This window comes from Leptodesmis sp., from assembly GCF_052746595.1.
Genome location: NZ_JBRAGO010000073.1, coordinates 1 through 22734 on the forward strand (window position 1 = coordinate 1; position 22734 = coordinate 22734).

Here is a 22734-nt window from a genome sequence, read left to right on the forward strand (position 1 = left end):
GGTGTCGGGAGGATGTCACTATCAATGCATCGACTGTCTCAAAGGCTTACAGAGGCTACATTATCAACAATTGCTAATTTTGCATTTTGCATTTTTAATTCCGCGTAGCGGTGCTAGTTGCCGTATTTCATTTGAATCCGGATGTTTGTATTCGGCCCAGCCACCAGAAAAACTGCCTGCCCAAATTTCGGTGGGCCAGTTTTCACCGCCGGATTGTTGGAAAAGCCGTAGCCTTCTAGCGGCATTCCGGCACTATTGCGGTTGAGTTTGCGATCGCCGTTGGTGTCATGAAATACCGCTACCGCATAGCTGCCTGCTGTCAGGTTCTTAAAAGTTAGTTTGATTGGCTCTTCCGTAATTTTGATACAGTCCTTTTTGACTGCTTTCTCATTGCTATCGGGAAAGCCCTGACTGCCAGAAAAGAGCTTGTAGCACAATAGTCCCTTCTGGCCGTTTAACCCTTCTACCTGAACCGTCAAGTCCCCTTTGTACTGGGCTTCTGCACTGCAAGCAAACATGGCGATGCTAACTGCCATCAGAAGCGATGTACCGATTTTCCAACTCCTCACCATTTTCCTCTCCGTGACCACTTCATAGCTTTACTTACGGACGATAGCCGTAATGATGACAGTCAGGGTAGCGCTGGCGATCAGGGTAAAAGCCAATTGCACCACCCATTGCATTGCTTTCCGAGAATTGCTGAAGTGATCGTTGAATCTGTCAAATTTCGTTTTGAAGCGATCGTTGTCGGCTAAACTTCTGTCGAGTTCAGTTTTGAGTTGGTCATTGGTTGCAGCAGTTTTGTCCAATTTGATAGATAGCTCCTGCACATTGGCAGATAAATTCTGCATGTTTGTAGCTAGATCTTGCAAAGTTGGTTCGGTGTGAGGTGTATTCGTCATGAGTACTGGACTGGATTAACCCCCTTATGGTTCCCATTGTAGAAAGCCCGGAGCTACTTACTTTTAAGAGTGAGTTTCATTAAAGCTTGATTCTTGGTTGGAGTGTTGAGTCGAAAGAGCGATCGCGATCGCATCCACGACTCGTCCCACTGGAATCACTTCCATCCCCACGTTAGAAAATGTCCGTCCTTTGGGCACGATCGCCCGTTTAAAGCCGAGTTTGGCCGCTTCCTTCAAGCGTAACTCCATCTGAGAAACGGGACGTACCTGGCCTCCCAATCCGACTTCTCCAATCAGCACCATCCGGGGATCGACGATGCGATCGCGAAAACTGGCAACTACTGCTACCGCTACTCCTAGGTCGGCGGCAGGCTCATTCACATTCAACCCGCCGGAAGACGCGACATAAGCATCCAGTTTGGATAAAGGAATGCCCACCCGTTTTTCTAGTACCGCCAGAATTTGTAACAGTCGGTTGTACTCAATGCCCGTGGTTGAGCGACGGGGAGAACTGTAGCTAGTGGAACTGACGAGGGCTTGCAGTTCCACCACGATCGGTCGCGTTCCTTCACAGGCCACGATCGTCGCACTACCAGGAGAAATTTCGTCCCGGTTGCCCAGAAACAGTTCGGACGGATTCAATACTTCCTCCAGTCCCTGATCTGCCATCTCGAACACCCCAATCTCATGAGTCGCCCCAAAGCGATTCTTCACCGAGCGCAATAGACGATGGCTGGCAAAGCGATCGCCCTCAAAATACAGTACCGTGTCTACCAGATGTTCCAAGACTTTCGGGCCGGCGATCGCCCCTTCCTTCGTCACATGGCCAACTATAAATAGGGCAATATTCTGCCGCTTGGCAAACTGCATCAACATCGACGTACATTCCCGCACCTGAGCTACGGAACCGGGAGCCGAAGTCAGCGCACTGAAATACAACGCCTGAATACTATCGATGACCGCAATCTGAGGTTGCAGCGACTCCAGTTCTTCCAGGATGGTGTCGAGGTCGATTTCGGGCAGGAGGTAGAGACTGGGGATGGGGGATTGGGGATGGGGAGAGTTTGTAGTTTGTAGTTTGAAGTTTGGAGTTTGGATTTCGTCCTCAGAGAAGGAATTTTGAATTTCGAATTTTGAATTTTGAACTTCCCCCCCATCCTCCCCATCTCCCTCCCCTGCCCCATCTCCCTGCTTCCCAACGCCCAGTCGCATCGCCCTCAACTTCACCTGCTGGCCGGATTCCTCAGCGCAGACGTAGAGGACGCGATAACTTTGGGCAAGACGGTTAGCAGTTTGCAGGAGGAGTGTGGACTTGCCAATGCCTGGATCGCCTCCGATCAGAATCAGGGATCCGGGAACGATACCGCCTCCCAGCACACGATCGAGTTCCACGTACCCAGAGGAAAGGCGCAGTTGCGGGTGGTCAGAAATTTGGGCCAGGGTTAAGGCGGCTTTGGGTTGGGCTGGGGCCGATGAGTTAGACCGTTTACTGCGGCTGGGTAATCGTCCGCTTGATAAACTACTGGAACGGGCTGATGAGGCATTACTGGCAGCGACTACCTGTTCTTGCAAAGTATTCCAGGCTTCACAGGCTAAACACTTACCAAAATATTGAGAAAACTCAGCCCCACATTGGCTACAAACGTATAGCGATCGCGATTTCGGCATACATTATTTAAGAGCTAAAAAGATGAGTTGAAGCGATAAGACAACCGATAAAACAAATCTTAAAAAAGTCTGAAGCGACCCCAGGAAAACTACTTTAGCGATCCCAATCTTTACGAATAGAGTACTATTCTAATCATAGGGTACGAAACTTAATGATTAGAAATTCTACTTAAGGAGCCAGAGAGCGTTGGAAAATCACAAGGAAAAAATACTGGTAGTTGATGATGAAGCAAGTATTCGTCGTATCCTTGAGACTCGTCTTTCTATGATTGGCTACGACGTTGTAACGGCGGCAGATGGCGAAGAAGCGCTAGATACCTTCCGCAGTGCCGACCCCGATCTGGTTGTTCTGGATGTCATGATGCCAAAGTTGGATGGGTATGGAGTCTGTCAGGAACTGCGGAAAGAGTCTGATGTCCCCATCATTATGCTGACGGCGCTGGGCGATGTGGCCGATCGCATCACTGGCCTGGAACTAGGAGCAGATGACTATGTAGTGAAACCATTCTCTCCTAAGGAATTAGAAGCCCGGATTCGATCGGTGCTACGACGGGTGGAAAAAACCGGAACCTCTGGTATTCCCAGTTCTGGAGTGATTCATATCAACAATATCCGGATTGATACGAATAAGCGCCAAGTCTATAAAGGTGACGAGCGCATCCGCTTGACAGGCATGGAATTCAGTCTACTGGAACTGCTGGTCAGTCGTTCTGGGGAAGCATTTTCCCGATCGGAAATCCTGCAGGAAGTCTGGGGTTATACTCCAGAGCGCCATGTAGACACGCGCGTGGTGGATGTTCACATCTCGCGGCTACGGGCCAAGCTGGAAGATGATCCCAGCAATCCAGAATTAATTCTGACAGCCCGCGGCACCGGATACTTATTCCAACGAATTATCGAGCCAGGAGAAAACGAGAAGGCGTAAGCTGGAAGAGAGTAAGCTCATCTTCTTATCTCTCCATGCAGATCTACCTGGATTACAGCGCCACAACTCCTACTCGCCCAGAGGCGATCGCGACGATGCAGCAGGCTTTCACTGAGCAGTGGGGCAATCCATCCAGCCTCCATGCCTGGGGACAGCGGGCTGCCACGGCATTGGAAAGAGCCAGGGTGCAAGTGGCGCGGCTGATCAATGCCCCCTCAGAGTCAATCGTGTTTACGTCGGGTGGTACGGAAGCTGATAACCTTGCCATTTTTGGAATAGCGCGGCAGTACACCACTCCCCAGCATCTGGTTATCTCCAGTGTGGAGCATTCGGCGATTGCGGAACCTGTGCGGTGGCTGGAACAGACGGGCTGGCAGGTAACTCGCTTACCCGTCGATCGCCAGGGTCGTGTGCATCCTTTAGATCTGAAAACCGCACTTCAGGCCAATACGGTACTGGTTTCAATTATTTATGGTCAGAGTGAAATTGGCACAATACAACCGATCTCAGAACTAGCTGCGATCGCCCGTGATTACGGCGCCCTTTTCCATACCGATGCGGTGCAGGTGGCGGGTCGCCTGCCCCTGGATGTGCAACAGTTACCCGTTGATTTATTGTCCATCTCCAGCCACAAAATCTACGGGCCGCAAGGAGCCGGAGCGCTTTACATTCGTTCCGGTGTGGAATTAGTCCCGTTAATTGGCGGAGGTGGTCAGGAAGCCGGACTGAGATCGGGAACCCAGGCCGTCGCCACGATCGCTGGTTTTGGGGTCGCAGCAGAATTAGCCAACCAGGAAATGGGGACAGAAACCCCTCGCCTGAAGGCACTGCGCGATCGCCTATTTGATCAATTAGAAGATGTTCCTGGATTACTGCCTACGGGCGATCGTTGGAACCGCCTGCCTCACCATGTCAGTTTTTGTCTGCAAGATGCTGATGGTGACAGTCTGAATGGTAAAGCACTGGTGCGGCAAATGAACTTGGCTGGAATTGGCATCAGTGCCGGAGCCGCCTGCCGCAGTGGGAAAGTTACTCCTAGCCCCGTTCTCCAAGCAATGGGCTATAGCGATCGTGTCGCTAAATCCGGCATTCGTCTAACTTTGGGACGGGACACCACAGAAGCTGACATCGATTGGACGGCAATGGTTTTGAAGCAAGTGCTGGAGCGATCGCGCCTCCAACCTGCGCTATCACGTTTATAAACTTCCTATAGACTCTTTAGATTTGAATTCATAGCGATCGCAGCAAACCTCTGTAGGGGATTGAAATTAAATTCAGCAGCGCCGTCATGAAGAACTCGCTCCTTGACTGAGTGATATGTATCTCCATCTGCCTCAACATTAATTCTGCCCTGATTGCAGTAAATCGCAAAATCAAGCTGATAAGTTCCCTTGCTGGTTTTCACAGATTCTTGCCGTTCAGCATCTATCCCCAAACGTTTCATGGCTACCCATAATTCATCTTCCAAAGGACTGTCGTTCCACAAATCGTTGATTTCACTAGCTTGCTGTAACTTCTCTAAGGTGGTGGGAATAAAAGTAACTCGGCGAAACCGTTTGCTGATAATGCATTGAGGAAGCTGCTGCAGAGGACATAATTCAATCTTGTAGTACCGCTTTTGGGCCTTCTGTCCAGGTAACTCATCTGGAAATAACTCATAGCGGGACACTTCCTGAATCCCTTTGACCTTGGCGTAATATTTCACCAAATGCGCTTCGTCTCCAAACATCTTAGTTTGATAAAATGCCAGCCACTCTGGTAGTGAACACTTGTAACGTTTCATGATTTTTTGGGCGCTATCTACTGGAATGCGATACCAGTGATGCTCGCGGGCAATGTCCATTGCTGCCCGATCGTTCATAATTGCAATCCACACCTCACCGTGAGTAGCCATGAGGTAAAAAGGGAGAATAACAGCTTAGAGCCAGTATTCCCCTAACTTGCGTTCCGCTACTGCCTAACATTGGGCAACCCTACCCCCAAAATCACTGATTAGCAAAAGTGTTTTAATCCAAAATCCAAAATCGCCAATCCAAAATTGACCCGTTCTAAGATCAATTTCTCAGGATTCCCCTTGCTCTTTCTCAGATACGTTAATATTAATTAACACAGTACACTCGATAAAACTCCACATTTGATATAGGAGGACAGACCCCGGTGAATAAGCGGTGGAGAAATGTAGGACTTTATGCATTGCTGGCGATCGTGGTGATTTCGCTGGCAACGGCCTTTATTGATGGTCGGCAGCCTCAGAGCAGAAATACCATGCCCTATAGTGATTTTATTCAACGGGTTGAGGCGGGCAAACCGAAGGCCGGAGACACAGAAAATACAAAAATTGGTAAGGTTCGGATTAGCGCAGATCGCTCCGTAGCCCGGTTCCGGGAAGGCAATACTGAGGTATCTGTGAATCTGCCCAATGACCCCGAACTAATTGATATTTTGACCAAGGACGGTGTAGATATTGCCGTCATGCCTCAAGCGGAAGGAGGCGACTTCTGGTTCAAGGCTCTCAGCAGTCTGTTCTTCCCCATCTTGTTACTCGTCGGTCTGTTCTTCTTGCTGCGGCGTGCTCAAAACGGCCCTGGCAGTCAGGCCATGAACTTTGGTAAGTCCAAGGCACGGGTACAAATGGAGCCACAGACGCAGGTGACTTTTGGTGATGTGGCTGGAATTGATCAGGCCAAACTGGAACTGAGCGAAGTGGTAGATTTCTTGAAGAACGCCGATCGCTTCACTGCTGTCGGAGCCAAAATTCCCAAGGGTGTGCTGCTGGTTGGGCCTCCAGGAACCGGTAAAACCTTGTTAGCACGGGCGGTAGCTGGAGAGGCAGGCGTTCCCTTCTTTTCCATCTCTGGTTCTGAGTTCGTGGAAATGTTCGTTGGGGTAGGTGCTTCCCGCGTGCGTGACCTGTTTGAGCAAGCCAAAGCCAATGCGCCCTGTATCGTCTTCATTGATGAAATTGATGCGGTTGGTCGGCAACGGGGTGCTGGTTTAGGTGGCGGCAACGACGAACGGGAACAAACCCTGAACCAGTTGCTAACGGAAATGGATGGCTTTGAGGGCAATACGGGCATCATCATCATTGCCGCCACCAACCGTCCTGATGTTTTGGATGCGGCACTCCTCCGTCCTGGTCGCTTTGATCGTCAGGTGGTGGTCGATCGCCCCGACTATGCAGGTCGTCTGGAGATTCTTCGGGTTCACGCTCGTGGGAAGACCCTGGCGAAAGATGTGGATCTGGAGAAGATCGCCCGTCGGACTCCTGGGTTCACGGGTGCAGACCTGTCCAACTTGCTGAATGAAGCTGCGATCCTTGCCGCTCGACGGAATTTGACCGAGATCTCAATGGATGAGATCAATGATGCGATCGATCGGGTTCTGGCTGGCCCAGAGAAGAAAGATCGCGTGATGAGCGAAAAGCGAAAGACTCTGGTGGCCTACCACGAAGCCGGACATGCTCTGGTGGGTGCGTTGATGCCCGATTATGACCCTGTACAGAAGATTAGCATCATCCCCCGTGGTCGTGCGGGTGGTTTAACCTGGTTCACGCCTAACGAAGACCGGATGGATTCTGGCCTGTACTCCCGCTCTTACCTGCAAAACCAGATGGCCGTGGCGCTGGGTGGCCGGATTGCCGAAGAACTGGTCTTTGGCGAAGAGGAAGTGACCACCGGGGCTTCCAATGACTTGCAGCAAGTAGCTCGCGTAGCACGGCAAATGGTCACTCGTTTCGGCATGAGCGATCGCTTGGGGCCAGTCGCCTTAGGTCGTCAGCAGGGCAATATGTTCCTGGGTCGAGATATTGCCGCGGAGCGGGACTTCTCTGAAGAAACTGCAGCGGCGATCGACGATGAAGTGCGGAATCTGGTTGAACAAGCCTATCGTCGTGCGAAGGCGGTTCTAGCCAGTAACCGGCATGTCCTTGATCAACTCGCTGATATGCTGATTGACAAGGAAACCGTAGATGCCGAGGAATTGCAAGAACTCTTAGCGCATAGCGATGTGAAGGTCGCCTCGATCGCCTAGAGTTGTAGCAGAAACCGGGTTTCTTCTGCTGAATTATGCTGTTGCTGCAGATGCTGATGCAGACACCCGGTTTCTTCACCTGTAACAGATATTAAGAGGGATTAACTCATTTAAGAGCTAACCCCTTTTTTGATATGCCACGTCAGTATGAATTGGAGGTCGTCATTAGCCATCTGGTTTTTACTGGAAACGACGCACGACGCATGACCTCCTAAAGCTGACTACACTGGTCAAGCCATTCCTGATAGGTTTGCTGCAATTTGCCATCTTCAAGTTCGATTTCAATTCGGACACTCTTGCAGCGATTTTGCAGTGCTTTGGCGATCGCTTCTAAAGCCTGACTGGCTACTGCAGGAGAGGTGAATTCGCCTGTAACCGTTGGCTTATCCTCGGTTCCGGTGAGCTCGATATTGTCCAAGGCACCCTGGCTTAAATCCACTTCCGCTAGAGACTTCTGCTCTGGACTAACCTGCTCAATGATCAGCTTTTCGTAGCGAACGGGAACCTGCACCATGCGCGTTTCAATCTGCTTGCGAATGATTACTTCTCCCACCTTACGACGCTGATATTCAACGTTTAATTGTTCTTCTAGTAAAGGCAACTCGGCATTCAGTTCCTCTGCAGGTTGGGCAGGAGCACTGGTAATCTCTTCAGCCGCATTTTCCACTGGCTCCTCCTGATTCCAGTCAGGGGAACTACCAGCCGCAAATTCTGCAGCCGGTCCCGCGGCTCCAACTCCTGCTGCAGCCAGCCATTCACCGTGAATTTCTGGTTCATTCACGGGAGGGGACTCCAATTGCAAATTATCTTGCTCATCGCTGACAGGTGGGCTGGTGAATTCTTCATCGGGTACTACATCCAAAGAACCAGCCAGTGATATATCGGATGGCTGCTCCAGCAGATCGTCGCTCTGGAAGTCTATTGGCTCCAGATTGAGTGGGCTGTCAGTCAGTTGATCAGATGGTTGGTCGATGAGTGCGTCAAAGGTAGGGGCAACGTCTTCTACAGTATCGGGATGATCACTAATAATATCCAGGTCGGTCAGGGAAGAGATTGTATCTGGCTCCGTAAAGTCTGGCGAACTCGCTGGAGACATATCCTCAGAAACTGGAGAGGTAACAGGCTCCTGCAAGCCTAATACTTGGTCGGCCAGATTCAATGATTCAGCAAAGGCTTCAGACTCCGGAGCACTGGTTTCCGGGAAAACACTCTCTGACGCATCACTTGTTTCTGAGGCAGGCAGATCGAAGGCAAAGTCTGCATTTTCTAATGTGAAATCCGGTGCTTCTTGACTTGTAGCTGTATCAGTCCAATCTAGATTTGGTAACTCCTCGGCTGAAGCAGTGGTAAATTCGGTTGCCGCTGGTATAAAGGTGGCATCAACATTTAAATCCGGTAATGCTCCGGCAAAGGGGTTGACAGATTCATCCGCCGCCAGAGACTCAGTACCCAACAAATCTTCTTCGCTCACATCCAACGCTTGAGGTTCCGGGGTCAAAGATTCTAAATCCAAATTGAGTTCAAAGCTGTTAGAAGTATCTTCTGGCTCAGCAAAGGTTCCCAACTCTGACCAGTCATTATCCAGTTGTAAATCCAGGTGTTCCAGTTCGCTAGCCAGACTTTCAGAGGATTCAGGTGCAAAACTGAAACTGGGCGTTGCGGATTCCCCATTCTGACCCCAATCTGCAAATACGTCCTCAGACTGATTATGGCTGGATAGTTCCCAATTCTGCGATAGAGACTCAACTTCAGACGAGATCGAGTCCTCTGGCTCTGTAGTGAATAAAGACTGCGCCAGTTCTAAATCTGCCGCCGTGGGTTGGGCAGGATGTTCTTCACTAAGGAAAGCAGAATGCTCTGGGAAAGAGCTTTCTTCTAAGAAAGACAGATCCGGGGAGGATGCGGCTGAAGCAGGAGAGGCGGTCTGTTCCAGAGCCTCAAGGGAGGGTGCACCTTCAGAGGAAGAATATTCTGGCAAAAACTGAGTGTCTGCTTTCGTGATATCGACAAATACAGATTGGGTCTGAACACTGACTTTTTTGATGCGCCGCCCATTCAGCAAGACAGAAGTTGCATCCGCCAGGGCAATCACAAGGTTTAATTGGTGCCCTGCATCTAGAATCAGGTCGGTGATTTCTCCCAGTGGTTGCCCCAGTTCATCAATTACGGTGAAGTGGTGCAGTTTGCTTTTGAGATTATTCAAGTTGTCCAGCAGGGTTCTCAGGCGATCGCTGTCTGAATCTGAGGAATCGATAGGTCTTGCAGAATATTGGTTACTCATTGTCCTGCCTTTGAAGGAACGGAATTTAGCGCATCAAAACGAAGATGGGTTCAATTTTTAGCTGGTTAGGAATCCAAGTTAATCACTTTCTTGATATAAACCTTTTCACTGGCTACAGTTTTGCGATGAATTGTAGGAACTTCTTCATACAGTTCAATCCGAATCACTTCACTGTCTTGAAAGTTTAATTGCTGACTCACCTCCGCTGCGACAGGGTGTGAGGAAGCTGAGGCTTCATCAGCTTGCTGAGTCCCTGATTGATCTGAACTATGCATAGCTGTGCCAGTTTCAAAATGATCACTTTCCATATTTCAACCTCTTCCCGGATCTCATTGATCAATTAAGCAGGATACTGTCCTACAACAGTCCTGCATTTATCTCGCGATCGCCAAATCAAAGGTGTTTTCGCAGGCCATTGGAGCGCAAATAACTCTAGATGTGATTACCATGATATTAAAGATTTTCTAATCAGGATTTTTTTCTTGTCCGTTCGATACTTAGGAACAAGCACATCTAGCCCTGTTCGACTCACGAAAAACGCAAAATTTTGATGAGGGAATGTGAGGGTGTGTTTAAACAGCCCCTGGGTCAAGAGTTCCTCCATCAATCGCTAAATTACCCAACTGCTTTACTTAATTTTCTTAAGGTGAAATTACACTCCTGGTTTCTGGCTCTTCATCGTTCTCCTGTGATTGCTGTGATCCGTGCTCCTGAATTTACAGTCGGGTTGGAGATGGCCAAAGCGGCCGTTGCAGGAGGCATTCAACTTGTAGAAATTACCTGGAACAGCGATCGTGCTGCAGATTTAATCAACCATCTGCGGCAAAAATTGCCCAACTGTCTGATCGGGGCAGGCACATTGCTGACCCTGGAGCAGGAACAGCAGGCGATCGCTGCAGGCGCTCAATTTCTGTTTACCCCTCATGTCAGCGCTCAATTAATTCACAATGCCTTATGTCAGCAAGTTCCGATCGTGGCAGGAGCACTCTCGCCCAGCGAAATAGTTCAGGCATGGCAAGCCGGAGCAACCTGTGTCAAGGTTTTTCCGGTACAGGCTTTAGGTGGAGCGACCTATATTCAAAGTTTGCAGGGGCCTCTGGGGCATATTCCGCTGATTCCAACGGGCGGGGTAACGCTGAAGAATACACCAGACCTGTTACAGGCTGGAGCGGTAGCCGTAGGACTGGCAGGAGATTTATTTCCCAAGGAAGTGATACAGCAGGGCAAGTGGATGGCAATCACCCACCGGGCCAAAGCCCTGATGGAGAGTTTGCAGGGCTGCAGACAGAACGGGACGATCGCGAATGATAACGGCTGACAAAGAAATATCGAGAAACTTTAAAGTTCGTGATTGCAGCTTCCCAACTCCCTATGAGGCAAGTATAGGATGGTGCCAGGAGTGACAATATGAACGATTGACTGTCTGCTTTGCGCCACCCCAGAGTGGTGGTCAGTTCTCTGTTTCTACTATCGATCATTAATTTTTTATCAGATCCCTGCTTTTCCCAGTCCGGGGAACCCAGTCCACCCAGTAGCGTCACGGTGGCTTTGGCAGACCTGAAACAATCTGGACGGCGATGGATTGAGAGCAATCTAACCAGCCAGCGATTGATTGCCTGGGAGGGAGGAGTGCCCGTATATGCGGTCATTATCTCTACAGGGAAGTCATCCACCCCTACTCCCACGGGTGTGTTTGCGATTCAAACTCGTCACCGCTCGACCCGTATGCAAGGAGCAGACTATGATGTCCCCGATGTACCGTACACCATGTACTATTACAGGGGGTATGCGATTCATGGGGCTTACTGGCATAATCGCTTTGGCACCCCGGTCAGTCATGGCTGCATTAATGTGGCAGTTGACCATGCCCGCTGGTTATTTTACTGGGCCGCTGTGGGAACGCCTGTGGTAGTTCACCGTTAGGACGATCGCTGATGACTGAAACTGGGCCTTACTGGGAAACCCGGGACCGCTTTCTAGATATGCGATCCAACTGGTTTCGATTAATTGGCGAGCATTTACTAAATGACCAGGGGCAGTTGCTGGAATACTGGCGTGTCGAGCAGGCACATTCTGTCATTGTGTTGCCCATTCAAGGCAATCAGATCATCCTCATGGCTCCTGATTTTCGTCCCGGTGTGGGTCAGCCGACCCATGACTTTCCAGGGGGACGATTACCGGAAGACCAGACTCCAGCGCAGGCCGCTCCAGTCATCTTGTGCCGAGAGTTGAGAATTGAGCCAACCGCGATCGCCCAGCTTACTCCGATCAACTCAGAAGCCTGGTTGGTGAACAGTTCTTTTTCCAATCAGAAACTCTACGGCTTTGTGGCTCATTTACAGCCCTCGATTCAGATTCCTGCCGATCGTCAAGGGCCAACGTTTGTGATCGACCCAGAAGGCATACATTCCCTGCTTACTATGCTGAACTGCCTGCAATGCCGCGCTCTGGCATTGGAATGGTGGCTGAATTACCGTAGTTCCTCAAGGATTGACCCTACATGGGGCAAGAATTGAAACGGGCTCAACAGGATTCGAACCTGTGACCGATCGCTTAGAAGGCGATTGCTCTATCCACTGAGCTATGAGCCCTGGCTACTAAGATAGAAATGGATTTCACGAACACTCCACTTTATTTTAAGGAGCTTTATGGAAAAAACGTTAACCCATCAGCCATTTATTTCATGAAATGTGAGTTGTCCTGAATAACAAACTGTTCTAGCTTACAGTATTGTTGATTGCCCCCTCCCAAACAACCTGGGAACTCCCCCCTCCTCTCTAACACTAAGGAAGTTCAAGCTTCAATCCTTTGAGCAGCTTATCCGATGTAGACTAAAAGCCCAAAAGTGGGAATTCCATAAGTTGAGGTTTGCATGAGCCGGATTAAAATTAACAAACCCAGCGACATCAGACCCAACAACCAGACACTTTCTTCCAGGTTATCATGGCAATCACCAGAAGATTGGTCTTGGGTACTTCCGGTTCACTTCAGATCCCGACAGGAGAAATTGCTAGTGTCATGTTTATTCTGAAACGGCAGGATGTTGAGATCTCTAGCATTCAGCACCCCAAACGGGATCAGCAAATTCCTATTTTGACCTACCAGGGACAAACGTTTCGCCTGATCAGTGTCTTTAGTGCCGCTCAGGAAGAAGATGCTAAAGCTTTCTGGCGGGAATTAACTGATAACCAGGGCAAAGCCTGCGTGTTGCTGGAAGAACCAGAACGGTACAGTGTTTGGGGCAAGATTCGGCTAGATCAGTTTGCCCATGAAGCGGAACCAGCTCACGACTATACAGCTAATCCGATTTATGTGAAAGGGTGTCTGTTGATGCTGCAGGCCCTATCGCTCGACATCGAAGATTTACTGGGCCACCGGCAAGCAGGACTATTTCAAAAAGACCTAACAGATGTCTTCAAACAATGGCGATTTCCCCAAGCCGATACTCCAGAGGCGATTAATCACCTGCTCACGATAGATCCTCTGAATACTGGGCAACTTCCTGCCTGGCAAGAACATCACCTTAACACCTTGTTACAAGAACTGCACCGCATCGGTAAATCCTACTTTGGCAATACTAGCTTTGTCCCCCACGCGGTAGATGCAATCCAGGATTTACCCCTAGCCGATAGCCAACAATTTTTGACCTGGCTAAAGCAATCTCCTCTTGGAAAACTATGGCGCTAGGTTAAAGAATTTTGGATTAATGGTGCGATCGTGCTTCATGTATGGGACGCTTGCTTGAAATACAACAGCTAAAATAGCGTGTCTGAAACATTGCATCTACTCTTCTTTATCTGTTACCTGCTGCAGCTACCCTCTATTGGTCACGTTCTATGAGCAGTGTTGATAAATCTAGTTCTAAGCCCTTTCTATCTGTACAGGTTATTGTTCTGTTTCAGGTTCTCTGGGCAATGTTGGCGCTTTTATTTTTTACTCTGTTTGGGGTAACCGCCAGGGGCGAAGACCACCCCATGTGGTATTCAGTGGGGACGTTAATTCTGGAATCTATGGCCTTTCTGATCGCCTGGATTTTATGTTTTCGGAATTGGCGCAGTCCCCAGATTGTGAGTGGGCGGAGTGTCTGGTTCAACATTGGCATGGGGATGTTATTTTATTTCATTGGGGGATTATTGTTTAGCTACTGGGAGTTGGTGCTCAAACGAAACCCTGCTGTCTCTCCAGGAGATTTTTTCTACATTCTGACGTATATTTTTCTGCTAATTGGGATGGTGCAGGTTGTGTTCTCCAGACGGTTAAATCTGGAACTGTGGCAGAAGGGGGTGATTGTGGCGATCGCGGTGGTGGGAATTGCGATCGCGTTGTCGGCGGCAGGTAAACCCTCTCAAGGAACGGCCTGGCAATGGATAGAAGCACCAGCTTATGCACAAATAGTTCCAGCGACCAAACCAGTCCAGTCCCCTGCTGCCCCCCTGACCGCCCCCAGTCCGGTAGTCACTGCTCAACCAGCCCCTGAAGTACCTGCCTTTGTAGAAAGTTTGGAGCAGTTGTTACAACCTTTAGAAGCGTCGGTACAGATGTACTATCTCATTTGTGATGTGTTGCTGCTGGTGCTGGCGACTACTTTATTACTGGCTTTTTGGGGTGGGCGCTTTTCCCAATCCTGGCGCATGATTGCGATCGCGGCCTTATTTCTCTACATTGCTGATATGGCTTTTAAATTCGCAACCCGCGATCCCAACTATCAAAGCGGCGGGTGGTTAGAAGTATTTTGGGTATTCAGTGGGGTGTTTTTCGGCATTGGGGCAGCGCTGGAATATGATCTGTCGGTGCGCTCTCGTCGCTCAAGTTCCCGTCGGAGAGCATAAGTACTCCAGTTCGACTTACAATAAGTTCAGGCTGGTTTGTTCTTCTAGTGCCTGTAGCATGAGCGCCCGAAAACTTTCTGATTCCGAAAAGCAAACAATTCTTCAACTGTACCGAGAAACGAGTGAGACCAGTTCCAGTCTGGCCGCTCACTATGGAGTCAGTACGTCTACGATCAGCAGGTTGCTCAAAAGCACACTGCCAGCCGATGAGTATGAAGCACTGATTCAACAGAAACGAGCGGCACGGTCTGCAGATAATCAGAGTGTTGAGATCCCGGATGCCGCATTGGTAAAACCCGTAAAACAACAGTTAGATCTGGGGTTTGTTGAACCGGAGCCTCAACCCGCAGGCAAGGAAGAGCCGTCACGACGTACCGTTACCCCGCCAGTGCGCCGTTTTCGAAAACGATCTTCAGTCACTGAATCGGCAACAGCAGTTGTTGCCAGTCCTGCGATCGCGCCTGATGTAGATGGGGCTGAAGTGACACCAGAACTAGAGCTAGGAGAAGTCAGGAACCCAGTCGCAGCTGAGGTGTTGAAAGAGATCCTGAGTGATGAGGTGCTGGATCTGGAGGAGGAAGACGACGACCTGGAAGACGATCTAGACGAGGATGAGGATGAGGATGAAGACGATCTCGATAGTCACCTGCCAGACCGAGAATTATTTGTGGGCAGTCATGGCGGCAGCGTCCAGGTTTTGCCCCTGGCAGAGGCAACCATTCCCCGTACCTGTTACTTAGTGGTCGATCGATCGGCTGAACTGATTGCCCCTCCCCTGAGAGAGTTTGGCGATTTGGGACAAATTCCAGAAGCAGAAATTCAAGAAAAAACCTTACCTATCTTTGACAATCACCGGGTTGCTAAGCGCTATTCCAATCCTCGTACTCAGCGCGTCATCAAGTTACCCGATGGGAAAGTGCTGCGAAAAGCGATCCCCCATTTACAAGCCAAAGGGATTACACGGGTGCTGATCGATGGACGGGTGTATTCTTTCTAGGATCCCGATCCCTAATCCCTATTCTTCCTCAAAACGGTTTCCTGAACTGGATGCGCCCAGCAGGGGTTGGAGCAAGGCTGTGCCAACGGCTCCGACACCAACGGCAAACGCCAGCACAATGCCGATCGGAATCTCAATCGACTGGAAGGTGAAAAACCGAAAGGAGACTGGGGTAAAGTTCTGCACGGATAGGATGGCGATCGCCCCAATCCACAAGGCAACAATACAGCTTGTGAGGAAAACAGCCAGAGTTTTCATAGGCGGGTAACGGTCAGCAATGAGTTGAACAGGATTGTCTTCCAGACTAGCTTTTTCAAGAAGGATTGGCCAAAAGCATCAAATAAGCAGTAAAAAACCCGCAACGCTGGTAACGGGTTTCAAGAATGTACCTATGAGTGCTTCAAGGGTTAACAACACCAGGGATTTCAAAATTCCGGAGACTCTCGGAAATTTTTTTGACGGACATCTGCTATCCATTCAAATCCCCAGCACAAAGTTAATTGGCCCGGTTGCCACTCCTGTTCCGGGATTAACCATGTTCCCAATCCGGAGATCAGATGAGTTAAGACAGAGTGGATGTTGACTGCTATCTCACTGAGCTATCTCACTTATGAGTTGTACCCGCAATCGTTGCGTCCTATCCTCCTGGCGGCTTTCCCATTTCCTGACTCTACTGGCTATCCCACTGCTGACCTCCTGTATGTCCCCTCCCGAAAGCACTGCCAGTTCCTCCGCCAGTGGCGTAGCGGAAATGACCCAGGTTGCTCCGGAGCCGCAAGCCGCAACGGCGATTGCAGTAACTCCAGTTACTCGCGGCCAACGTACCTATCACATTGGCAATAGTCTCACCGATACGATTAATGACAATTTGAGCACAATTGCCCAAAGCGCCGGTTATTCCCATGACTATCTGCGATCGACCATTCCCGGTGCCCCCACCGACTGGAACTGGGATCATCCAGGACAGGCACTGGGAGAACCTGATTACCGCACGGTATTTGCCACCAAAGCTCCCATCGATCACCTGTTCACCCAGCCTTTTGCCGGACATAACCGTTCCATTGACAACGAAGTGGAATACAGCGGCAAGTTTTATCGCCTTGCTCGGCAAAAAAGTCCTCAGGTGCAGATGTGGATCTATGCCCAGTGGCCCACTAAAGACTTTGAGGATAACTGGGCGAAAGCGACAGACAGCGCCGCTGGTTTAGGGCGATCGCCTGCCAAAACCTGGGAAGAGGCAGTTTACAACCATCTGGCCTACCATGAAGCCGTGCGGCAGCGGTTGGAACAGGAGAATCCTGGTAAGCCTGTGTGGATGGTTCCGGGAGGATTGGCGTTGGTGAACTTGAAACGGGCGATCGAGACCGGACAGGTACCTAAACTCAAAGACTTTTTTGCCAGCCAGTTTCAGGATGAGGGACACCTGAGTAGCAAAGGAGCTTACCTGATTGGCCTGGTGCACTATGTCTGTATCTATAAACGCAATCCGGCAGGAGTTTCTCCGGCTAATTCTGGCCTTACCCCTCAACAAGCCGCCATTTATCAACGCATTGCCTGGGATACGGTACGGAATTACCGCTGGTCTGGACTTTAAAAATCGACTCCTCGCTTCAGGTCAACGCCTTTTTCGGCATAGTGTTTGTGGCAGATCATCTCTGAGTGAACACTGGCCAGATCGAAGTAGGCAGGAGGATTTTTGCAGCGTCCGGTAATGATGATTTCAGTATCACGGGGTTTGCGGAAGAAAGACCAGACGATCGGCTCTTCCGGCAGCAGTTCCAGATCAACTGTGGGATTGAGTTCATCCAGGATGATGGTTTTGTACAAACCAGAAGCGATCGCGGCTCTGGCAATTTCCCAACCCCGCTCAGCTTCCACATAATCCAGTTCCTGCTGCTGCCCCCGCCAGACGATTGCATCCCGGCCGCAGCGCTGATGATCCACCAGATTGGGATAACTTTGGCGTAGGGCAGCAATAGCAGCATCCTCGGTATAGCCACTGCCCCCTTTGAGCCATTGCATGATTAACACCCGATGGGACTTATCCTGGCCAATGCCTCGCCCGATCGCCTGTAATGCCTTCCCTAATGCACTTGTCGATTTTCCCTTTCCGGCTCCGGTATAAATTTCAATGCCCTCAATCCCGTGATCCTTGGCCGTTGGATGATAGTGGGGCCGCATTTCTGAATGAAGATCGGCAATATCTAACAGCGACTGGGGAGCGGCCCGCCCGGTGGCAATAATTTCCATGTGTTCGGGCTTACGTTTCAGGGTGCTGACTACTTCATCTACAGGTAGCAATCCCAAATCCAGGACGGGATTCAGTTCATCCAGAACTACCACTGAGTAGAGGCCAGAGGCGATCGCCCCTTTCGCCACATCCCAGCCTCGTTGAGCCTCCAGCTTATCAAAGCGAGTAATTTCTTCCGGACCGAAAAATTCTGCCCGCCCCGTTCGCACCTGATCAATCAGATGCGGAAAGCCTCGTTGCAGGGCTTCGATCGCGGCATCTTCGTCATAGGTGCGTCCCGGCCCCTTCAAGAACCGCAACAATAAAACCCGTGTTTGCCAGTCCGTATGAATGCCCAGTCCAATGGAGCGCAATACCACCCCCAGAGCCGCCTGCGACTTCCCTTTGCCTGCTCCGTCATAAACATGAATCTGCCCGGTCAATCGTTCCGATCGGGCCTGCGCGGTGCGAATTCCAACGCCATTTCGTACCATTGTTGTCACTGTACCCATGCCGCTCTATCCTAGCGAACTCTCATTGTTCTCCCGAAGAAGAACTTTAGCCACGCTATATATAGCGCATTTCGGGGATAGATTCTTTAAGTTATGGCTAATTGTAGCCAGCAGTCAGCAACAATGCTGCCTTGATGCGGATAGAGGAGAGGCTCTCGATGAGAGGTTACAGAGGTTACTACCTCTAGACATTGCAGAGTTGCGATCGTGTCCAATTAACGCCCTGCAGGTTTGCTCCTCGCAAGTCTGCTCCGCTCAGGTTTGCCGCTTCGAGATCCACTAAAAGCAATCTTGCTCGGCATAAGTCATTCCTTTGCAAGTCAGCTCCAGATAGATTAGCTCCCTGCAAACTAGTTTGGGTTAAGTTAGCCCTGGCTAAATTGGCTTGGGTCAGATTCGTTAAGGTTAAATTAGCTTCTTGAAGGGTAGCCTGAGATAGCTTGGCTCCAGCCAAATTGGCTTCGCTTAAGTTTGCCTGCTGCAGATCGGCTGATTGCAAATTAGCTCCCTGCAGGTTGGCTCCGAACAATTGAGATCCCTGGAGATCGCACCTGGGGCAATAACGAGTCGTCAATACCCAGAAAACACGAATTTGCCGCGATCGCACAGCCAGACTGAGAGCCATCCCCAGTAAAATTCCAGCGACGATCGCGACAATTAAGCGGCGGTTCACGGTTTTTAGAAGTTTTAGAAGCGGGAACTTTCTAACTCTTCTTGAGAACGCACATCACGATTTGGCTCAAAGAAGTTGAGATACAGATACCCGGCGGCCAGAGCTCCTAAGATGGGAGCGAGCCAAAATAGCCAAACCTGGGCCAGAGGAGTACCACCCACAAACAGAGCCGGAGCCAGACTGCGAACAGGATTCACAGAGGTATTGGTGACTGGAATGCCAATCAAGTGAATCAGGGTTAATGCCAAACCGATCGCTGTTCCCGCCAAAGGTTTGAAGGCGCGATCGTCCGTGGCCCCCAGAATCACAATCAAGAACATGAAAGTAAGCACAAACTCAGCAACAAAGCAAGCAAACAACGAGAAGCCACCAGGAGAATGAGAACCAAAACCATTGGTAGCGAATACCCCTGCTGCTCCTGGGTCGATCGTGTAGCCGCCCGCTTTACCCGTAACAATTAAGTAGATAATCCCTACACCCAGAATGCCACCCAGCACCTGAGCAATGATATAGGGCAGTAATTCAGAGGCTGGAAACCGTTTTCCGGCCCATAACCCAAAGGAGACAGCAGGGTTGAAATGGGCACCAGAAATGTGCCCCAAAGCATAGGCTCCGGTCAATACGGTTAAACCAAAAGCGAGAACTACCCCAGCAAAGCCAATTCCCAGGGGAAATTCAACACCATTACCCAGGGCACCACCTTTACTGGTGAAGGCCGCCGCCAGGCACCGCACTGCCACAGCCACCAAACACCAGCCATGCTGTACCGATAAATTCCGCAAGTAGTTTTTTGATTAGAGGCATTGTTCACATCTTTTCAAAGAAAGAACTTAGGATTTCAAGCAAATACTTAACTGAGTCGATGAGTTAATGGTATCTCCGCTTACTTAACCAGAAAAGTTTTTTGCATCCAGCGCAAACTTTCAGCCTCCTCTTCACATCAGTCAAGTATTGATCTGTATCTATATGGAGGATTTTCTACCACCCTGGATAGCAACGGTCGCAAGTATTGGAAAGTATAAATATTTGCCAGGGAAGAAATTTAAATCTTTGGATAGAATTATGATTTCACTCCCCGGAAATAAAGTAGAATTTGCTCGAAATTATGAGAAAAATCCAGGATTCTCCAGAAAAGCCGCTTTTTAAGAGAACCTGGAGTGATTTAAGAAGCCATGAAAGTTGACTTGTCATCCTCCACTTGCAGAAATACGCCATGATTGAACTTGCTCAGGGTAGTCTGTGCTTCTTGCCTGGCATAGGGTTGCATTCGCAATTGCCCCAGCTGCTAGCCCAGGTCAATACTCAAGAAGTTGCCAATTATTTCGGATTAGGCCCTAATGTTGTTGACTTGATTCTGAGGTTGCTGTACGCGATCGCCATTCTAATTGTGGGATGGATAATCGCAGCATTGCTGACCTCCGGAATCCGGGGTCTTTTAAAGCGCACCAATATTGACAACCGCATTGCCCACTTAACAGCCGGAGAACGGGCAGATACGTTCAGCATCGAGAACGTGATTGCTTCGGTCGTGTTCTGGGTTGTGATGATTTTGGCGATTGTCGGGGCCTTGAACGCCCTGCAACTCAACACCGTCTCACAACCGCTCAATAACTTCCTGAATCAGATTTTTGCCTATTTACCTCGCATTGGTGGAGCCATCTTCATGATTGCCGTGGCCTGGGTCGTTGCCACCCTGAGCCGGATTGTGGCTATTCGTCTGGCCCGATCGCTGGGCCTGGATGAACGGCTTCAATCTAGCGACACGCAAGCGACAAGACCTCCAACAGCTCTCGAAGATTCCTATCAATTGCCCCCAGAGACGATGGGCCAATCGCCACAAAGTCAGTTTTTGCTGAGTGAAACTCTGGGCAATATTTTGTACTGGTTTGTCTTTCTATTCTTTTTACCCCTGATTTTGGGGATCTTAAACCTAGAAGGCCCACTCCAACCCGTCCAAAACCTGTTAAATGAATTTCTTCTGGCCTTACCCAACATTGTGAAGGCGATCCTGATTGGGATCATCGGCTGGTTTATTGCCAGAATTGTGCGCGATATTGTCACCAACTTACTGATTGCAGTAGGTGCCGATCGCATAGGGAGTCGAGTTGGGCTAACCCGCACAGATGGACAATCTCTATCCTCGATCTTAGGCACCCTTGTCTTTGTCCTGATCCTGATCCCAACCGTGATTGCGGCACTGGATGCTTTACAGATTCGCTCAATCTCAGTGCCAGCGGCACTCATGCTGAATCAGTTCCTGACGGCCATTCCACAAATCTTTACCGCCGCTCTGATTCTGGTTTTGGGATATATCATTGGGCAATTTGTGAAAGATCTGGTAACGAATCTGCTTACCAGCTTGGGATTCAATAATGTCTTGAACTGGTTAGGTTTGCCATCACCTGCCGATGCTCCACCCATTCCGCCCCCGCCAACACTCGATCAGCCCGTAGAAGGTAGTCCGATGCTGATTCAGCCGGATGCAGGCCGAGGAGTCACCCGTACCCCTTCGGAAATTGTCGGGATCATCGCCCTGATCGGCATTATCCTGTTTGCTGCCGTCGCCGCTACTAATGTTCTAGGAATTCCAGCTCTGACGGCGATCGTCAGTGGACTCTTGGTGATCCTGGGTCAGATTCTGGTGGGATTGATCATTTTTGCTGTCGGTCTGTATCTGGCCAATCTCGCTTACAGCATTATTGCTAGGTCAGACGGCGCTCAATCTCGCCTTTTGGGCCAAGCCGCCCGGGTTGCCATCATCGTTCTGGTCGCAGCTATGGCTCTGCAACAAATTGGTATTGCCCCCAGCATTATTAACCTGGCTTTCGGGTTATTACTGGGTGCGATCGCGGTGGCAATCGCGGTGGCCTTTGGTTTGGGGGGCCGAGATGTAGCCGCCGAGCAACTGCGAGATTGGCTAGCATCCTTCAAACGCAGAGATTAGTTCTTGTCTTCAGAAATGACCACATCAAGAGGCACCATCAAGGTGCCTTTTTCGTGCCGCCCAAGCGTGTGATTAGCTGCAATCGATCGCGTGTTGCTTCAACTCATCCAATGTCACATACTCCAGAGCCGAGACGTGAGTGGCGGCTAATACAACCGGGGGAGCTACCCCATCATCAAAGGCTTCTTTCCACCGAGAAGCACACAAACACCAGCGATCGCCCGGTTTCAATCCCGGAAAGTCAAAGGCAGGCACCGGAGTAGACAGATCATTGCCCTGCGCTCGCGTGTAATCCAAAAATTGCTCGGTCACCTGAGCGCAGACCACATGAGCACCTATATCTCCCACCCCCGTATTGCAGCAACCATCCCGGTAGAACCCGGTCATCGGTGAGGTACAGCAAATCTGTAAGCTTCCTCCTAAAACATTTCTGGCTTCTGTCATTGTGCTCCCTTGAACTGCCTTACTCTGGTAGTGTAACAGAATCAGCGAACTGTAACCGTGAGGGTTAAATCACTCATACCCCAGACCTCAAAGAACTGGCGGAACAACACCTGACTGGCAGCGGTCAAATCTCCATCTGGCCCCACCACACCCCCTTCAATCAGCCGTCCGCCGTCGGTTCGTAAATCTAATCGCCATTCGCCCGCTTCATTCTGTTGCAGCAACAGATTACCGTTGGCCAACACCTGTCCTGCCCGACTGACAACCGCACACCGCATGAAGTTCTTCCCTTTCCACTGA

General features: G+C 50.0%; 23 protein-coding genes and 1 tRNA gene. 11 read left to right on the forward strand and 13 right to left on the reverse strand.

Annotated elements, in window-relative coordinates:
* Positions 1–113 precede the first annotated feature (113 nt).
* The 3 genes from ACUVQO_RS15765 to radA form a co-directional block, all read right to left on the reverse strand.
* Positions 114–536 (reverse strand): DUF2141 domain-containing protein, encoded by a 423-nt coding sequence (locus ACUVQO_RS15765; protein WP_445926802.1) that lies wholly within the window; start codon positions 534–536, stop codon positions 114–116.
* A gap of 63 nt (positions 537–599) precedes the next feature.
* Complete coding sequence (locus tag ACUVQO_RS15770) at positions 600–902, reverse strand: hypothetical protein (protein WP_445926803.1); 303 nt, start codon at positions 900–902, stop codon at positions 600–602.
* Between the two features lie 63 nt (positions 903–965).
* On the reverse strand, positions 966–2570 hold the full coding sequence (gene radA, locus ACUVQO_RS15775; protein ID WP_445926804.1) for a DNA repair protein RadA: 1605 nt from the start codon (positions 2568–2570) through the stop codon (positions 966–968).
* Between the two features lie 187 nt (positions 2571–2757).
* Between radA and rpaB the strand changes: the two genes are divergently transcribed.
* Together rpaB and ACUVQO_RS15785 are read left to right on the forward strand one after the other, a co-directional pair.
* The gene (gene rpaB, locus ACUVQO_RS15780; protein WP_233744011.1) at positions 2758–3495 is read left to right on the forward strand and encodes a response regulator transcription factor RpaB; all 738 of its coding nucleotides are present in this window, start codon (positions 2758–2760) and stop codon (positions 3493–3495) included.
* 35 nt (positions 3496–3530) lie between these two features.
* Positions 3531–4697, forward strand: coding sequence for a cysteine desulfurase family protein (locus ACUVQO_RS15785; protein WP_445926805.1), 1167 nt, complete (start codon positions 3531–3533; stop codon positions 4695–4697).
* A gap of 5 nt (positions 4698–4702) precedes the next feature.
* On the opposite strand, the gene ACUVQO_RS15790 is transcribed toward ACUVQO_RS15785, so the two are convergent.
* The gene (locus tag ACUVQO_RS15790; RefSeq protein ID WP_445926806.1) at positions 4703–5389 is read right to left on the reverse strand and encodes a hypothetical protein; all 687 of its coding nucleotides are present in this window, start codon (positions 5387–5389) and stop codon (positions 4703–4705) included.
* Between the two features lie 263 nt (positions 5390–5652).
* Between ACUVQO_RS15790 and ftsH3 the strand changes: the two genes are divergently transcribed.
* Positions 5653–7524 carry an ATP-dependent zinc metalloprotease FtsH3 gene (gene ftsH3, locus ACUVQO_RS15795; protein WP_445926807.1) on the forward strand — a complete coding sequence of 624 codons (1872 nt, stop codon included), beginning with the start codon at positions 5653–5655 and terminating at the stop codon, positions 7522–7524.
* A gap of 211 nt (positions 7525–7735) precedes the next feature.
* Here the strand turns inward: ftsH3 and ACUVQO_RS15800 are convergent, their stop codons facing one another.
* The gene (locus ACUVQO_RS15800; protein WP_445926808.1) at positions 7736–9805 is read right to left on the reverse strand and encodes a YsnF/AvaK domain-containing protein; all 2070 of its coding nucleotides are present in this window, start codon (positions 9803–9805) and stop codon (positions 7736–7738) included.
* Between the two features lie 65 nt (positions 9806–9870).
* On the reverse strand, positions 9871–10113 hold the full coding sequence (locus ACUVQO_RS15805; RefSeq protein ID WP_445926809.1) for a DUF2382 domain-containing protein: 243 nt from the start codon (positions 10111–10113) through the stop codon (positions 9871–9873).
* A gap of 338 nt (positions 10114–10451) precedes the next feature.
* Here ACUVQO_RS15805 and ACUVQO_RS15810 point away from each other — a divergent pair, with 338 nt between their 5' ends.
* The 3 genes from ACUVQO_RS15810 (at position 10452) to ACUVQO_RS15820 (ending at position 12321) form a co-directional block, all read left to right on the forward strand.
* On the forward strand, positions 10452–11123 hold the full coding sequence (locus ACUVQO_RS15810) for a bifunctional 4-hydroxy-2-oxoglutarate aldolase/2-dehydro-3-deoxy-phosphogluconate aldolase (RefSeq protein WP_445926810.1): 672 nt from the start codon (positions 10452–10454) through the stop codon (positions 11121–11123).
* A 110-nt stretch (positions 11124–11233) separates the two neighbouring features.
* The gene (locus ACUVQO_RS15815; RefSeq protein WP_445926811.1) at positions 11234–11728 is read left to right on the forward strand and encodes a L,D-transpeptidase; all 495 of its coding nucleotides are present in this window, start codon (positions 11234–11236) and stop codon (positions 11726–11728) included.
* 11 nt (positions 11729–11739) lie between these two features.
* The gene (locus ACUVQO_RS15820; protein WP_445926812.1) at positions 11740–12321 is read left to right on the forward strand and encodes an NUDIX hydrolase; all 582 of its coding nucleotides are present in this window, start codon (positions 11740–11742) and stop codon (positions 12319–12321) included.
* Positions 12322–12323: 2 nt separating this feature from the next.
* Here the strand turns inward: ACUVQO_RS15820 and ACUVQO_RS15825 are convergent.
* A tRNA-Arg gene (locus ACUVQO_RS15825) sits at positions 12324–12396 on the reverse strand.
* Positions 12397–12823: 427 nt separating this feature from the next.
* Here ACUVQO_RS15825 and ACUVQO_RS15830 point away from each other — a divergent pair.
* From ACUVQO_RS15830 to ACUVQO_RS15840, 3 genes are all read left to right on the forward strand, one after another.
* Entirely contained in the window at positions 12824–13492 is a 669-nt protein-coding gene (locus tag ACUVQO_RS15830) for an Npun_F0813 family protein (protein ID WP_445926823.1), read from the forward strand.
* Between the two features lie 149 nt (positions 13493–13641).
* Positions 13642–14634: an SPOR domain-containing protein gene (locus tag ACUVQO_RS15835; protein ID WP_445926813.1), complete on the forward strand. Its 993-nt coding sequence runs from the start codon at positions 13642–13644 to the stop codon at positions 14632–14634.
* Between the two features lie 58 nt (positions 14635–14692).
* Positions 14693–15631: a helix-turn-helix domain-containing protein gene (locus ACUVQO_RS15840; protein WP_445926814.1), complete on the forward strand. Its 939-nt coding sequence runs from the start codon at positions 14693–14695 to the stop codon at positions 15629–15631.
* An 18-nt stretch (positions 15632–15649) separates the two neighbouring features.
* On the opposite strand, the gene ACUVQO_RS15845 is transcribed toward ACUVQO_RS15840, so the two are convergent.
* The gene (locus ACUVQO_RS15845) at positions 15650–15889 is read right to left on the reverse strand and encodes a LapA family protein (protein WP_445926815.1); all 240 of its coding nucleotides are present in this window, start codon (positions 15887–15889) and stop codon (positions 15650–15652) included.
* Between the two features lie 352 nt (positions 15890–16241).
* Between ACUVQO_RS15845 and ACUVQO_RS15850 the strand changes: the two genes are divergently transcribed.
* On the forward strand, positions 16242–17225 hold the full coding sequence (locus ACUVQO_RS15850) for a hypothetical protein (RefSeq protein ID WP_445926816.1): 984 nt from the start codon (positions 16242–16244) through the stop codon (positions 17223–17225).
* Here ACUVQO_RS15850 and ACUVQO_RS15855 read toward each other — a convergent pair.
* From ACUVQO_RS15855 to aqpZ, 3 genes are all read right to left on the reverse strand, one after another.
* Positions 17222–18373, reverse strand: coding sequence for a cob(I)yrinic acid a,c-diamide adenosyltransferase (locus tag ACUVQO_RS15855; protein WP_445926817.1), 1152 nt, complete (start codon positions 18371–18373; stop codon positions 17222–17224). The genes ACUVQO_RS15850 and ACUVQO_RS15855 overlap by 4 nt on opposite strands.
* A gap of 184 nt (positions 18374–18557) precedes the next feature.
* Complete coding sequence (locus ACUVQO_RS15860; protein WP_445926818.1) at positions 18558–19046, reverse strand: pentapeptide repeat-containing protein; 489 nt, start codon at positions 19044–19046, stop codon at positions 18558–18560.
* Positions 19047–19060: 14 nt separating this feature from the next.
* Entirely contained in the window at positions 19061–19828 is a 768-nt protein-coding gene (aqpZ, locus tag ACUVQO_RS15865) for an aquaporin Z (protein WP_445926819.1), read from the reverse strand.
* Between the two features lie 431 nt (positions 19829–20259).
* Here aqpZ and ACUVQO_RS15870 point away from each other — a divergent pair, with 431 nt between their 5' ends.
* Positions 20260–21990: a mechanosensitive ion channel gene (locus ACUVQO_RS15870; RefSeq protein WP_445926820.1), complete on the forward strand. Its 1731-nt coding sequence runs from the start codon at positions 20260–20262 to the stop codon at positions 21988–21990.
* Positions 21991–22062: 72 nt separating this feature from the next.
* Here the strand turns inward: ACUVQO_RS15870 and ACUVQO_RS15875 are convergent, their stop codons facing one another.
* Together ACUVQO_RS15875 and ACUVQO_RS15880 are read right to left on the reverse strand one after the other, a co-directional pair.
* Positions 22063–22434 (reverse strand): DUF2237 family protein, encoded by a 372-nt coding sequence (locus ACUVQO_RS15875; RefSeq protein WP_445926821.1) that lies wholly within the window; start codon positions 22432–22434, stop codon positions 22063–22065.
* 41 nt (positions 22435–22475) lie between these two features.
* On the reverse strand, positions 22476–22734 hold a 259-nt coding region (locus ACUVQO_RS15880; RefSeq protein ID WP_445926822.1), incomplete at its 5' end, for a hypothetical protein.

What these genes read in the sequence shown, in the direction of transcription:
- ACUVQO_RS15765 (WP_445926802.1), bottom strand. Translation starts at nt 536, where the DNA reads ATGGCAGTTAGCATCGCCATGTTTGCTTGCAGTGCAGAAGCCCAGTAC.
- ACUVQO_RS15770 (WP_445926803.1), bottom strand. Translation starts at nt 902, where the DNA reads ATGACGAATACACCTCACACCGAACCAACTTTGCAAGATCTAGCTACA.
- radA (WP_445926804.1), bottom strand. Translation starts at nt 2,570, where the DNA reads ATGCCGAAATCGCGATCGCTATACGTTTGTAGCCAATGTGGGGCTGAG.
- ACUVQO_RS15785 (WP_445926805.1), top strand. Translation starts at nt 3,531, where the DNA reads ATGCAGATCTACCTGGATTACAGCGCCACAACTCCTACTCGCCCAGAG.
- ACUVQO_RS15790 (WP_445926806.1), bottom strand. Translation starts at nt 5,389, where the DNA reads ATGGCTACTCACGGTGAGGTGTGGATTGCAATTATGAACGATCGGGCA.
- ACUVQO_RS15800 (WP_445926808.1), bottom strand. Translation starts at nt 9,805, where the DNA reads ATGAGTAACCAATATTCTGCAAGACCTATCGATTCCTCAGATTCAGAC.
- ACUVQO_RS15805 (WP_445926809.1), bottom strand. Translation starts at nt 10,113, where the DNA reads ATGGAAAGTGATCATTTTGAAACTGGCACAGCTATGCATAGTTCAGAT.
- ACUVQO_RS15820 (WP_445926812.1), top strand. Translation starts at nt 11,740, where the DNA reads ATGACTGAAACTGGGCCTTACTGGGAAACCCGGGACCGCTTTCTAGAT.
- ACUVQO_RS15830 (WP_445926823.1), top strand. Translation starts at nt 12,824, where the DNA reads ATGTTTATTCTGAAACGGCAGGATGTTGAGATCTCTAGCATTCAGCAC.
- ACUVQO_RS15835 (WP_445926813.1), top strand. Translation starts at nt 13,642, where the DNA reads ATGAGCAGTGTTGATAAATCTAGTTCTAAGCCCTTTCTATCTGTACAG.
- ACUVQO_RS15840 (WP_445926814.1), top strand. Translation starts at nt 14,693, where the DNA reads ATGAGCGCCCGAAAACTTTCTGATTCCGAAAAGCAAACAATTCTTCAA.
- ACUVQO_RS15845 (WP_445926815.1), bottom strand. Translation starts at nt 15,889, where the DNA reads ATGAAAACTCTGGCTGTTTTCCTCACAAGCTGTATTGTTGCCTTGTGG.
- ACUVQO_RS15850 (WP_445926816.1), top strand. Translation starts at nt 16,242, where the DNA reads ATGAGTTGTACCCGCAATCGTTGCGTCCTATCCTCCTGGCGGCTTTCC.
- ACUVQO_RS15855 (WP_445926817.1), bottom strand. Translation starts at nt 18,373, where the DNA reads ATGGGTACAGTGACAACAATGGTACGAAATGGCGTTGGAATTCGCACC.
- ACUVQO_RS15870 (WP_445926820.1), top strand. Translation starts at nt 20,260, where the DNA reads ATGATTGAACTTGCTCAGGGTAGTCTGTGCTTCTTGCCTGGCATAGGG.
- ACUVQO_RS15875 (WP_445926821.1), bottom strand. Translation starts at nt 22,434, where the DNA reads ATGACAGAAGCCAGAAATGTTTTAGGAGGAAGCTTACAGATTTGCTGT.